The organism is Pedobacter cryoconitis (assembly GCF_001590605.1).
In the GTDB taxonomy this organism is placed as follows: domain Bacteria; phylum Bacteroidota; class Bacteroidia; order Sphingobacteriales; family Sphingobacteriaceae; genus Pedobacter; species Pedobacter cryoconitis_A.
In genome coordinates this window covers 2,791,724-2,804,984 of the sequence record NZ_CP014504.1, presented here as the reverse complement: position 1 = coordinate 2,804,984, position 13,261 = coordinate 2,791,724, and the positions used below count along the sequence as shown (strand labels likewise).

The following is a 13,261-nucleotide window of genomic DNA, read 5'->3' as shown; positions in this document are numbered from 1 at the left end:
AACGTAATTTTTAAGAGGGTTAAAAAAATATCAAATGAATTATTTAATCAGACGGATATATAGTAATTTCATTGCACCGGATATCAGCTTAAGATTAATTTAAATTAACCAATGAATATTACCTGTTATATTGTTGATGATGAGTACCATGTGATCAGTACTTTAAGAGAGTATATTAGTGAAGTTCCCTATCTTGAATTGGTTGGATTTAACAGTAATCCTGAAAAAGGGCTGATTGAAGTAAACAGACTGGCACCAGATCTGGTTTTTCTGGATATTAATATGCCTACGCTGGATGGAATGGATTTCTGCCAGCTGATTACGACGTCAACTAAAGTTGTTTTTGTAAGCGGATACAGAGATTATGCTTTTGACGCTTTCAGCCATAATGCGGTAGACTATTTATTAAAGCCGGTATCCCATAAAAGGTTTATGCAGGCTATTCATAAAGTGATCAGTTTTGTGCCGATGTTAAGTGGAAAACCATCAGCTCAAAATGTGCCATCTGCGGTCTCTCACATTTACATTAAACATGGGGTTAAAGGAAGGCTGATCAAAATAGAATTTGATGATATCTATTACGTAGAATCAAATGATAATCAAGTGGTTTTTAACCTGGAAAATGAAAATTATATTGCCTACGTCCCTTTAAAAAATGTCCTTTCTCAACTACCGGAGTCGAGCTTTCTGCGTATCCATAAATCCTTTGTCGTGAATCATAAAAAGATTAGCCATATAGAAGGAAATATGGTGGTTTTAAAGAATAAAACTATTCTGCAACTAGGAAATACCTATAAAGATTCTTTCTTTAAATACGTGGGTTTAAGCGTATTAAAGACTATTAAATAAATTTACTAATTTTTATGTATCGCTGTATCTCTACTGAGTTCATTATCAGTTGATTGCATACTATTTTCATTTTAATTTGTAATTAGTCTAAATAACTCCTTATACTTGCAATGTTATTTAAAATAATTCTAAATAGGTTTTTGAATGAGAATTGGTTACCTCCTTGTTACAGTATTTATATCCACCGCAACTTCTTATGCGCAGAACAAAACTGTTGTTAGTCAGCAGAAAAAAGACACGACTACCAATAACCTGAAAGAAGTAGTGGTTACGGGTGAGTATCAGCCACAATCATTGAAAAATTCTGTTTACAGAACCCGTATCATTAATGCAGAACGGATACGTCTGAAAGCCGCAACAAGTATTCAGCAAGTTTTAAATACTGAACTTGGATTCAGATTTACCAGTGACCCGGCCTTAGGCGTCAGTGATGTACAAATGATGGGAATGAGTGGCCGCAACATAAAAATCCTGCTGGATGGCGTGCCTGTGATTGATAGAAATGACGAACGTGAAAGCTTAAACCAAATTGATATCAACACCGTAGAACGTATTGAAATTGTTGAGGGCCCGCTTTCAGTTTCCTATGGCTCTGATGCTTTGGTAGGGGTAATCAATGTGATTACTAAAAAACCGGGCAAAGAAATATTGAATATTAATGCAAGAATACAAGAAGAAACTGCTGGAAACGAATATTCCCCTTTTGGTAAATCAGGATCTCATCTGCAGCATGTGGGTGGAGAATGGCAAAACAAAGGATGGAGTATGCTTGCCGGGCTTACCCGCGACGATTTCAACGGATTTAATGTACCTGGGCCGCTCACTACCACCAACGAGGTTGCTTTAGACCGCAACCGCTGGAAGCCAAAATTAAAATGGATGGCTAATGGGAGATTAGGCTACAGCAATAACAATTTCAATATCTGGTACAGGCTAAACTATCTGGACGAAAGCATCGATAGTAAAGGTGGCTATATTGTAAATGCAAATAAAGCAATTAACCAGGTATTTACTGTTCAACGTTATATCCATCAATTACAGAGTGATTATCGTTTCAACGATCAATTAACGCTTAGTGGCTCTGTTGCTTATAATACTTTGAATCGTGCTACAAAAACGACAGAACATGATTATGCGACCGGCACAGACCAGCTCACTACCGGGCAAGGCCAGCAGGATGTCGCTAAATTAAGTTCAGGTGCGTTCCGGACTACACTGGTCTATAAAATGTCCGGTCAGGTTTCATTTCAACCAGGTATAGAAATCAATACCGATCATGCAGAGGGAGCCAGGATTAAAGGAGAACCGACTATTAATGATTATGCATTTTTTGTCTCTTCAGAACTCAATCTGATCCACGGGGTAACGCTCCGTCCGGGACTTAGATTTATTAAAAACTCTGTTTATGACGCGCCACCAGTTATTCCATCACTGAATACTAAAATAGTTTTAACCGATAAACTTGATCTGCGCTTGGGCTATGCTACCGGTTTCCGTGCCCCGGCACTTCGCGAGCTCTATTTCGACTTCATAGATGCGAATCATACTATTTTAGGGAATTTAAATTTGAAAGCTGAGCAATCAAACAGCTTGAATGCTTCTCTTTCTCTGGCAACGGTTGAACAAGAGGGATTTACCGTGAAAACAGTGCTGAGTGGCTATTATAACTACATTAAAAATAGAATTGACTATGTGACTTCAGCAGTTGATCCTACACTTTCTGAGCTGGTGAACCTGGCAAAATATAAGACTACAGGTGGTACATTGGAGAACACTCTTGCATGGAAACATTTCCAGGCATCCTTAGGCCTGGGTATGATAGGTACTTATAATCAATACAGTACGGACGCAAAAACCTATGGAGAATCACCAGAGTTTGTCTGGTCACCAGAAATCAATACCAATCTCACTTACAGCTTGCCTCAATATGGTGCAACGGTTAATTTATCAGCCAAGTTTAATGGGACAAGGAGACAATATGAATCTTTTACAGGTGATAACGGAGAGGGCATAAGATTGACAAAAATCGGCTCTTCTACTATTGCAGACCTGATGATCACAAAAAAACTATTTAAAGCATTCGCGCTGAATGCAGGTGTAAATAACCTGTTTAACCTAACCACACTCAGTAATTCTTCTTTAGGCACTGGAGGTGCGCATGGTACAGGAGGGCAGTCTATCCCTACGAGTTACGGCCGCTCTTATGTAGTCGGACTAAGCTTTAACTGGACAAAAAATTAAATAATTTATTAACAACCCACAACATGAAAAAATTTACTCCACTCCTCACTTTACTTTGCCTGGCAACTGTTTTTACAGCCTGCAAAAAAGATAGTGACCCAATTATTGTTACCCCTGCTTCTTCAGGAAGTACACTTACCTTAAACGGACTGGTCGGCTCTGAACCGGGTACAGCTGCCGGAAACAGTGTTTTTGTAGATTTTAGTACAGATAAACAAACATCCGTAGCCCGTACTTCATGGGATCTTGGATTTTATTCAGGTGATGATTTTAAAGTAATCCTGAACCATACTGTAGGTGCAACTGCCATTGCATTAGCTAAAACAGATTTAAACCTGGTTACTGAAGCAGATACGACAGCATTAGCAATCTCAGGGGATTTAAACCTGGGTCAGGGTGCGGGTGGTTTTAATTATATCGATCCAGTTGATGGGGATGCTGCAACCTATTTAGCTGGTACGGTAATTAAAACTATTTCAGCGACCGATGCAGACAATAAAGTTTATATCGTAAATCGTGGTGGTACTACGGGGTGGCAAAAAATCCGCGTAATCCGTGCAGGTGCTGGTTATACTTTACAATACGCCAAAATCACTGATAAAACATTCAAGACGCTGAACGTTGCGAAGGACGGAGCTTTCAACTTTAAATATGTGTCCTTCAAAACAGGAGCAGTTGAGGTAGAGCCCGCAAAAGCAAACTGGGATATCCAGTGGACATTGGCAACTTATAAAGCAAATGCAACTATACCTTATACTTTCTCTGATTTTGTCCTGATCAACTTTGTTGGCGGGGTAACTGCAGCAGAAGTGAGCGTAGCAGATAGCAAAGTTACTTTTGCAGATTTCGCAGAAGCAAACTTAACAGGAAAAGTATTTGCAGGTAAAAGAGAAGTTATCGCTGGTAACTGGAGAATTACTTCGGGTACGCCAATAGGTGTAAAAACAGATCGTTTCTACCTGGTTAAAGATGGTGCAGGAAATATCTATAAATTGAAATTTGTGAGCTTCCATGAAAAGGACGCAGGAGTTCGCGGTAAACCAGTAATCGAATACAAACTGGTAAAAAAGGCATAAACTTGGTTAGTTTAGGTTGCGAAGGCAGGCTTTCATGGATATGAAAGCCGCCTTTAGTTAATTAAAGGACCAAATCATTCTTCAAATAAAAATTATGAAAATTACATTATTAGCAGTCGCGTTGGCAGCCATTAGTTTGGGAGCCTGCAATGCAAACAAACAAGAAGCTGCAGCAGGTCTTGCTGACAGTATTAAAATCGTTTCCCTAAGCGGGTCAATCAGCGAAGTATTGGCTGGTGCAGGTTTAGAAAAGAATATTGTAGGTACAGATATTACCAGTAATTATCCGGAAGGTTTGAAAGCAAAACCAAAGGTAGGGCATAACCGTAACATTAATGCAGAAGGGATTTTAGCCTTACAACCAGGCTTGGTGATCGGTATTAAAAAAGATTTTAGCCCAGCATTGGAAGCGCAATTTAAAACTGCTGGTGTGAAGCTTTTATTAGTTGATCAGGAGTTTTCTGTCAAAGGAACAAAAGAGCTGATCCACACCCTGACCGATAGTCTGCATGTGAAGACTAAAGGAGATTCACTGATCAAAATATTAGACCAGGACCTGGCAAAAGTTAAACCAGCGGTCAGCAAGCCTAAAGTGTTATTCATTTATGCAAGGGGTACCGGGACTATGATGGTTGGTGGTACAGGTACGCAAGTAGAGAAAGCAATTGTTTTGGCAGGTGGTCAGAATGCGGTAACCGAATTTGCTGATTACAAACCTTTAACTGCTGAAGCTTTAGTGAAAGCTAATCCAGATGTGATTTTGCTTTTTGATTCAGGTTTGAAAAGTTTAGGCGGGGCAGAAGGGGTTTCAAAAATTCAGGGAATTAAAGAAACGAATGCAGGTAAAAACAAGAAAATTATCAGCATGGACGGTGAACTGTTAGGCAGCTTTGGCCCACGTTTAGGAATTGCAATTCAAGAACTAGCTACTAAAATCAATTGAGTAAAAAAATAAAATTAATTCTGTTACTGCTGCTCATTTTATTATTGGTGGTCGTGATTATCTCTTCTTGTGTAGGGGCAGTAGCGATTACTGTCCCTGAGTTTTTATCCATCATCGCCTATAAAACCGGGATTTCGGAGACGATGAATTTTAAACCACAACAGGCAGCAGTATTAATGAATATAAGATTGCCAAGGGTGGTTTTAGGGGTTTTAATAGGTGCGGGACTTGGTATATCGGGTGCAGCAATACAAGGTTTATTCAGGAACCCACTGGCAGAACCCGGATTAATAGGGATATCGGCAGGTGCTACCTTATGTGCCGTACTGGTCATTGTACTAGAAGTCAGTTTCTTTACCAAAATAGGTGGGATGATTGGTTTTTATGCCATTTCTCTGGCTGCTTTTATGGGTGCTTGTGTAACCACATTTATCGTTTACCGGATGTCTTCGAGGCATGGCAAAACTGAGATCACAACGTTGTTGTTGTCCGGTATTGCCATTAATTCACTGGCTCTTGGATTCGTAGGCTTGTTAACTTATATGGCTACAAATGAACAATTACCGGTAATTACTTTCTGGAGTTTGGGAAGTCTGGGCGGGGCAAGCTGGGAAACGGTAAGCGGACTTTTACCATTTATTAGTATACCAATAGTGCTCCTTCCTTTTTTAGCCAAGTCACTCAATGCGATGACCCTGGGCGATGCGCAAGCATTACATATGGGAATTAACGTGGTGAACATGAAAAGAATCATCATTATACTGGCGACGATGGCTGTTGGTGCGTCCGTTGCAGTTGCAGGAGTAATCGGATTTATCGGGTTAATCATTCCGCATATCCTGAGGATGACATTTACTGCGGATAACCGGCTGGTTGTTCCTGGATCAGCGCTTCTGGGGGCAGCTTTACTGACTGCTGCAGATATGGTTGCCAGGACTATTGTTGCTCCGGCAGAACTCCCTATCGGTATTTTAACCGCATTAATCGGAACACCGGTGTTTATGTATATCATCGTGACTGAACGCAATAAAAATAAACTTTAAGCTATGATCCAGGTAGAAAATATCACTTATCAGATTGGGAAGAAAGAATTAGTAAAAGCGCTGAGTTTTGAAGTGAAATCTGGAGAATTATTAGCCATTCTGGGCGCTAACGGAGCAGGAAAGAGTACATTGATGAAACTATTGTGCAGAGAAATTTCACCGGATTTTGGTGATGTCAAACTAGGCGGGATATCCTTGAAAAAGTATACTTTGCCTCAGCTGGCAAAGCAACGTGCAGTACTCTCTCAGCAAAATACCATCTCTATTTCTTTTATTGTGAACGAATTGGTGATGATGGGAAGGTACCCTCATTTTGAACATCAGCCGGGGCCTAAAGATTACGAAATCGTAAAACAGGTCATGGAAGAAACCGGCATTACCCATCTTTCGGCCAGAGATTACAATACCCTTTCAGGAGGCGAGCAGCAAAGGGTTCAGTTTTCCCGTGTTTTGGCACAAATTTATGATTGCCCGGATGCTTGTCTATTTTTAGATGAGCCGACCAATGGTCTTGATCTGCTCTATCAGCAGCAGGTGATGGAGCTTGCCCGCAAGCTGGCAGATCGTGGTTATTGTGTCATTTGTATCCTGCATGATATCAATTTTGCTTCCCGTTTTGCAGATCAGATATTAATGCTGAAGAATGGCCGGAAAGTAGCTATAGGGACGCCGCTGGAAGTCATTAATTGCGAAAATATACATGAAACCTTTAGTATTAACGTTAAGTTAATGGCATGCGAGGGATATAATTGTCCGCTGGTTATTCCAGCAACTATACAAACCTAAAATTAATAACAATGGAAAAAGTAATAGCATTAAAAAGTCAATGGGAAGCTTTCAAAGCAGAAAATCCTAAAGTACGTATAAGAGATGCCGCTAAAGAATTAGCAACTACTGAAGCTGAATTGCTCGCTACTTCAATCGGAGGAGCAGTTACCCGGCTGACCAATGCTTTCCAGGAAATTCTGAAAGCAGTAGAGTCATTAGGTAAAGTAATGGCTTTGACCCGGAACGACTATTGCGTTCATGAACGTAAAGGAATTTATAAAAATGTTACTTTTTCTGGCCCCATGGGCCTTGTGGTAAATCCTGATATTGATTTAAGGTTATTTATGATGCAATGGTCATCTGCTTTTGCGGTGGATGAGAATGGCAGAAAAAGTTTGCAGTTTTTTGGTAAAGACGGAGCAGCAATTCATAAGATTTACCTGGTAGAGACAAGCGACGTACAAGCATATGATGCCTTAGTGGCAGCATTTACTGCCCCTGATCAGCAGGAAGCTCTTTTGATCACTACAGATAAAAAGGTAGCCGTAGAAAAACCTGATTCAGAAATTGATGTGACAGCCTTTAAAGAAACCTGGCTTGGATTACAAGATACGCATGATTTTCATGGCATGTTAAGGAAATTCGGTGTCACCAGAACACAAGGCTTACGTTTAGCTCCTGAAGGCCATGCAGTAATGATTACCAGAGAATCTTTAAAAGCAATGCTGGAAAAAGCTGCTGAGAATGATTTGGAAATCATGGTGTTTACAGGAAGTGCAGGCTGTATCCAGATCCATACAGGTCTGGTTAAAAACCTATTACAAACTGGCCCATGGTTTAATGTTTTAGATCCTGATTTTAATATGCACTTGCGTGAAGACGCAATTGATAAAGTCTGGTTAGTTAAAAAACCTACTTCAGATGGTATCGTAACCAGCATTGAGGTATTTGATCAGGCTGGTGAGCTCATCGTCCAGTTTTTCGGTAAACGTAAGCCAGGTATTCCTGAGAACGAACATTGGAGACTGATGGTGAATGAAGTAGCTGTCATTTCTTAGTTTTTGTTGCTATTAATTAAGTTTATACCAGGAAGCCTGGCCGTTATGGCCGGGCTTTTCTGATTTGCGGCCTTCTGTTTTTTTTCCTAGTTTTAGCAGCAGCTAATGTCACTCCAATAGCAGATGAAACCTTATTAATCCTTATATTTTGGACAAGCAATCAATTGATAAAAAAGATCTTGAAAAACAGATCGCAGCCAGAGAGGCCGTTAAATTTATTCAGCAAAATGATATCGTTGGGCTAGGTACTGGCTCTACCGCTTTTTTTGCCATTCAGGAAATAGCTGCTTTAGTGAAAAACGGGCTGAAAATCAAAGGCGTACCGACTTCTGAGCATACGGCTTCACTTGCCTTGTCCTTAGGAATTGAATTGCTGCCGATGGATCAGGTTAAATCAATTGATATCACAATAGATGGGGCAGATGAATTTGATACACAGTTGAATTTAGTTAAAGGTGGTGGTGGCGCATTATTCAGAGAGAAGATTGTGGCTTCCCTCACTAAAAATGAAATTATTATTGCGGATTCTGGTAAACTGGTTACGCAGCTGGGGAAATTTAAAGTTCCCATTGAAGTGGTGCCAATAGCACTTACTTATGTGTTACAACAACTTGGTAAATTAAACGGTAAAGGAGAAGTCCGGATGAAAGATAACGCACCATTTATCACAGATAATCATAATATTATTGTAGATGCAGATTTTGGACTGATCAGTGATCCTGCTGCTTTATCAGCAAGCTTGAACAGGATAGAAGGGATTTTAGCACATGGCTTATTTGTGCAGCTCACCTCAAAGGTGATCATGGGAAAAGGAACTGAAACTATTATATATGCTGGAAATTAACTTTAATCCCTTTCCAGTATTGGAATCGGAGCGTTTAGTACTCAGAAAGATTACCCCTGCCGACGTTGATGAAGTATTTGCGATCAGATCTGATGCGCAGACAATGAAATATATTCCCCGTCCGCTTGCAAAGACTAAAGAAGATGCATTGGAACATATCAATGTCGTTAATAAAGCTATTGAAGATAATGTCGGTATCAACTGGGGAATTTCATTTAAGGATGATCCTAAATTGTTAGGTATGATTTGCCTGATCAGAATGCAGCCAGAGAACTACCGGACAGAAACCGGGTATATTCTTCATCCGGATTATCACCGGAAAGGAATTATCAGTGAAGCATTTAACACAGTAATCGACTATGCTTTTAATGTGCTTAAATTTCATTCTCTTGAAGCCGTAATTGATCCGGATAACTTTGCTTCTGAGCAGTTATTGATCAAACACAAATTTGTGAAAGAAGGGCATTTCAAAGAAAATTGTTTTTATGAAGGCAAGTTTCTGGATGCGGTTATTTATTCACGGATTAATCGATAAACGATTTCTCTTTTAAGCTGATTTTACGGTCTTGTTATGGAGCAGATCTGGTATAGTACTGTAGGGGTTGTGGTATACATTGAAGTAGTACTGAACTAGGGTTGAAGTAGCCTGAGGTACTTCAAGGGTAGTTCAACCCTACTTCAACCCTAGTTCAATGTGTACCACAACCTAGCCACAACCCCTATAGAACCCGGCTACAAACGCTACGTTAGTACTGTTATTATTATGATATAAATCGTATATTTGTATCATATTCATGATACTTATGGTCAATCTGGAATGGTACCGCACATTTAAAGCTATTTATGAAACCGGCACTTTGACCGGAGCCGCAGAAGCACTTTTCGTTTCTCAACCGGGCGTAAGTTTGCACCTTAGCTCTTTAGAGGCTTATGTGGGCTATAAACTTTTTGACCGGACATCCAGAAAGATGGTTCCAACCGAAAGAGGTAAGGTGATGTACAACTTTGTGCTGGAAGCTTTACTGAAATTAGAAGAGGCCGAAAAACACTTCCACCGAAGTACTGAAAAAGAAAAACCGACCTTAAGTTTAGGAATGTGTTTCGAAACCTTTCAGCTGATGCTTGAACCTTATTTATCAAGTTTATCCTTTAATGTGATTGTAAAATTCGGGGATTATCCGCAAATGCTGAACGATCTGGATAACGGAATCCTCGACATGGTGATTACCCCGCATATGGATAATAGCATGAAGAATATCGCCTATAAGCCATTTTCAAAAGAGCGGATTGTGCTGGTAGGGGGATCAGAAAATGACATGACAGATTTTGACCTGATGCATAAAGATGGAAATTTGAAAGGGATGCAGGAGTGGTTGAAACATCAGATCTGGTATGGGACTTCTGGAGATATGGAGCACCTGATGAGATTCTGGCATTTCAATTTTAATAAGAGACTGGATTTTAAACCTAATTATATTGTCCCTAATATGAGCTCTATTGTGCGCTGTATTAAAGGAATGGAAGGATTCGCGGTGGTGCCAGACTTTTTATGCCGCCACGAAATATTGAATGGCAGCGTTAAATTAGTTTGGGAGGGAAGTAAAGTCATGGAAAATATCCTTCATTTCGCTATGCGTAAAAAAACAATTTATGCTGCGGAAATTAAAACGATCCAGGATATTTTTGAGCAGGAGATGGTACCACTTGAAAATGAAACAAGCAGATTGATTGCTTCTTAAAACTAATTAGCAATTAAATACGGGAAATGAACAGGGACATTTGCCCCATTTTTGAATTTATTTCCCGAATTGCAGCATAAAAACATACCTTTGTCTCCAAGAAATCACCTTGTAAGTGATTCGACACCATTAATTCATTAAATTCACATATAAATCATAGTTGTAGATGATTAACATTACACTTCCGGATGGCTCAGTACGTCCATATGAAAAGGGAACCAGTGCCCACCAGATTGCGCTATCGATATCTGAAGGTCTTGCCCGTAACGTTTTAGCGGCCGAAGTTAACGGCGAAGTCTGGGATTCTTCCAGGCCTATTGAAAAAGATGCAGCAGTTAAATTATTAACCTGGAATGATACCGCTGGTAAAGCTACCTTCTGGCACTCTTCTGCCCACATTATGGCCGAAGCATTAGAAGCGCTATATCCAGGTACTAAATTCGGTATTGGCCCTGCTATTGAAACAGGCTTCTATTATGATGTTGATTTCGGAGATCAGGAATTTTCTTCAGATCACTTTAAAGCGATAGAAACCAAATTCATGGAACTGGCCAAACAAAAAGAAGTTTTTGTAAGGGAAAATGTTTCCAAAGCAGATGCAGTTGCCTATTTCACTGAAAAAGGAGATGAGTATAAATTAGACCTTATACAGGGACTGGAAGACGGTAAAATCACTTTTTATAAACAAGGTGAATTTACTGATTTATGCCGTGGCCCGCATCTTCCGAATACAGGGTTTATCAAAGCTGTAAAGTTAACAAACGTTGCTGGTGCGTACTGGAGAGGTGATGAAACTAAAAAACAGTTAACCCGTATTTATGGCGTTACTTTCCCTAAAGCAAGTGAATTAACAGAATATCTGTTGATGATCGAGGAAGCTAAAAGACGCGACCACAGGAAATTAGGAAAAGAGCTTGAATTATTTGCTTTCTCTGAGAAAGTAGGAATGGGCTTGCCATTGTGGTTGCCTAAGGGAGCTGCTTTGCGCGAACGTTTAGTGAATTTCTTAACCAAGGCACAAGGAAAAGCAGGATACGAGCAAGTAATCACTCCGCATATTGGTCATAAAAACCTGTATGTAACTTCAGGTCACTGGGATAAGTATGGAGCTGATTCTTTTCAGGGGATAAAAACACCTCAGGAAGGGGAGGAGTTCATGTTAAAACCAATGAACTGCCCGCATCACTGTGAAATATATAAAGTTAAACCACGTTCTTATAAAGACCTTCCATTGCGTTTGGCAGAATTCGGTACTGTTTACCGTTACGAGCAAAGTGGTGAGTTACATGGCTTAACCAGGGTTCGTGGGTTTACTCAGGATGATGCACACTTATTCTGTCGTCCAGACCAGGTGAAAGACGAATTCATGAAGGTAATTGATCTGGTATTGTATGTATTTAAATCTTTAGGATTTGAAAATTACACTGCGCAGATTTCCTTAAGAGATCCGGAAAATAAGTCGAAATATATTGGTACTGATGAAAACTGGAAACTTGCTGAAGATGCAATTATCGAAGCTTCGGCAGAGAAAGGTTTGAATACAGTAATCGAATATGGTGAGGCGGCATTTTACGGGCCGAAACTGGATTTCATGGTAAAAGATGCTTTAGGCAGAAAATGGCAGTTGGGAACAATCCAGGTAGATTATAATTTACCGGAAAGATTTGAACTGGAATACACTGGCAGCGACAACCTGAAACACAGACCGGTAATGATCCATCGTGCCCCATTCGGTTCTCTGGAACGTTTTATAGCAGTTCTGATTGAACATTGTGCAGGAAATTTCCCATTATGGCTTTCCCCTGAGCAATTTATAATCCTTCCTATTTCAGAAAAGTATGAAGAATATGCCAAAAAAGTTTCAGATGAACTAAATAATTCCGATATTCGCGGTTTGATTGACTTTCGCGATGAGAAAATCGGAAGGAAAATCAGGGACGCTGAGGTGAAAAAAACTCCTTATATGCTGATTATCGGGGAAAAGGAAATGGCAGAAGGAAAATTATCAGTAAGGAAGCACGGAGAAGGAGATTTAGGAGAAATGACTATCCAGGCGTTCAGCGAATTATTAATTAAAGAAATAACAGTTTAAACAGTATATAAATTTGGCATTAGGCAGACCAGGATTTAATAGGGGACCACGTCCTCCTTTTAAGAAAAAAGAAGCAGAACATAATATTAATCAGTTTATCAGAGCCCAGGAGGTTAGATTAGCTGGCGATAATGTTGAACCGGGGATTTATCCTTTGGCAAAAGCTTTAGCCCTTGCCGATGAACTGGAGTTGGATCTGGTAGAAATATCACCAAACGCAGTTCCACCGGTTTGTAGAATAATCGATTACAGCAAGTTTGTTTACGAACAAAAGAAAAAGCAGAAAGAGATTAAGGCGAATGCTAAACAAACTATTATTAAGGAGATCCGTTTCGGACCTAACACCAATGATCATGATTTTCAGTTCAAACTGAAACATGCAGTTAGTTTCCTTGAGAATGGAGAGAAAGTTAGAGCATATGTGCATTTCAAAGGTAGAGCGATCGTTTACAAAGAGCAGGGAGAGATCTTATTGCTTAAGTTCGCACAAGCTTTGGAAGATATAGGAAAGGTTGAACTTTTACCTAAGTTAGAAGGTAAACGTATGTTCCTTACCCTTGCTCCAAAAGTTGCAAAAAAATAAATAAATTACATAAATAAGAACAGGT

Annotated in this window: 12 protein-coding genes; all 12 read left to right on the top strand. The window is 39.8% G+C overall.

What is annotated here, in order from left to right; all coding sequences use genetic code 11:
* Positions 1-111: 111 nt before the first annotated feature.
* The 12 genes from AY601_RS11590 (at position 112) to infC (ending at position 13,236) form a co-directional block, all read left to right on the top strand.
* Positions 112-849, top strand: coding sequence for a LytR/AlgR family response regulator transcription factor (locus AY601_RS11590; RefSeq protein ID WP_068400957.1), 738 nt, complete (start codon positions 112-114; stop codon positions 847-849).
* A 144-nt stretch (positions 850-993) separates the two neighbouring features.
* A complete protein-coding gene (locus tag AY601_RS11585; RefSeq protein WP_084359219.1) occupies positions 994-3,090 on the top strand; it encodes a TonB-dependent receptor plug domain-containing protein in 2,097 nt (698 codons plus the stop codon).
* 23 nt (positions 3,091-3,113) lie between these two features.
* Positions 3,114-4,166 carry an HmuY family protein gene (locus AY601_RS11580; RefSeq protein ID WP_068400954.1) on the top strand — a complete coding sequence of 351 codons (1,053 nt, stop codon included), beginning with the start codon at positions 3,114-3,116 and terminating at the stop codon, positions 4,164-4,166.
* A 94-nt stretch (positions 4,167-4,260) separates the two neighbouring features.
* Positions 4,261-5,109, top strand: coding sequence for a heme/hemin ABC transporter substrate-binding protein (locus tag AY601_RS11575; RefSeq protein WP_084359218.1), 849 nt, complete (start codon positions 4,261-4,263; stop codon positions 5,107-5,109).
* Positions 5,106-6,152: a FecCD family ABC transporter permease gene (locus AY601_RS11570; protein WP_068400947.1), complete on the top strand. Its 1,047-nt coding sequence runs from the start codon at positions 5,106-5,108 to the stop codon at positions 6,150-6,152. The genes AY601_RS11575 and AY601_RS11570 overlap by 4 nt, the downstream gene beginning before the upstream one ends.
* Before the next feature lie 3 nt (positions 6,153-6,155).
* On the top strand, positions 6,156-6,938 hold the full coding sequence (locus AY601_RS11565; protein ID WP_068400944.1) for a heme ABC transporter ATP-binding protein: 783 nt from the start codon (positions 6,156-6,158) through the stop codon (positions 6,936-6,938).
* An 11-nt stretch (positions 6,939-6,949) separates the two neighbouring features.
* Complete coding sequence (locus AY601_RS11560) at positions 6,950-7,978, top strand: hemin-degrading factor (RefSeq protein ID WP_068400941.1); 1,029 nt, start codon at positions 6,950-6,952, stop codon at positions 7,976-7,978.
* Between the two features lie 148 nt (positions 7,979-8,126).
* Positions 8,127-8,822, top strand: a complete 696-nt coding sequence (gene rpiA, locus AY601_RS11555) for a ribose-5-phosphate isomerase RpiA (RefSeq protein WP_232324739.1) — start codon at positions 8,127-8,129, stop codon at positions 8,820-8,822.
* Positions 8,809-9,357 (top strand): GNAT family N-acetyltransferase, encoded by a 549-nt coding sequence (locus AY601_RS11550; RefSeq protein WP_068400936.1) that lies wholly within the window; start codon positions 8,809-8,811, stop codon positions 9,355-9,357. Before rpiA ends, AY601_RS11550 begins: the two co-directional genes overlap by 14 nt.
* A gap of 268 nt (positions 9,358-9,625) precedes the next feature.
* Positions 9,626-10,561 carry a LysR family transcriptional regulator gene (locus tag AY601_RS11545; protein WP_068400932.1) on the top strand — a complete coding sequence of 312 codons (936 nt, stop codon included), beginning with the start codon at positions 9,626-9,628 and terminating at the stop codon, positions 10,559-10,561.
* Positions 10,562-10,727: 166 nt separating this feature from the next.
* Positions 10,728-12,653: a threonine--tRNA ligase gene (gene thrS, locus AY601_RS11540; RefSeq protein ID WP_068400929.1), complete on the top strand. Its 1,926-nt coding sequence runs from the start codon at positions 10,728-10,730 to the stop codon at positions 12,651-12,653.
* Between the two features lie 13 nt (positions 12,654-12,666).
* Entirely contained in the window at positions 12,667-13,236 is a 570-nt protein-coding gene (infC, locus tag AY601_RS11535) for a translation initiation factor IF-3 (RefSeq protein ID WP_051759761.1), read from the top strand.
* The last annotated feature ends 25 nt before the right edge of the window (positions 13,237-13,261 follow it).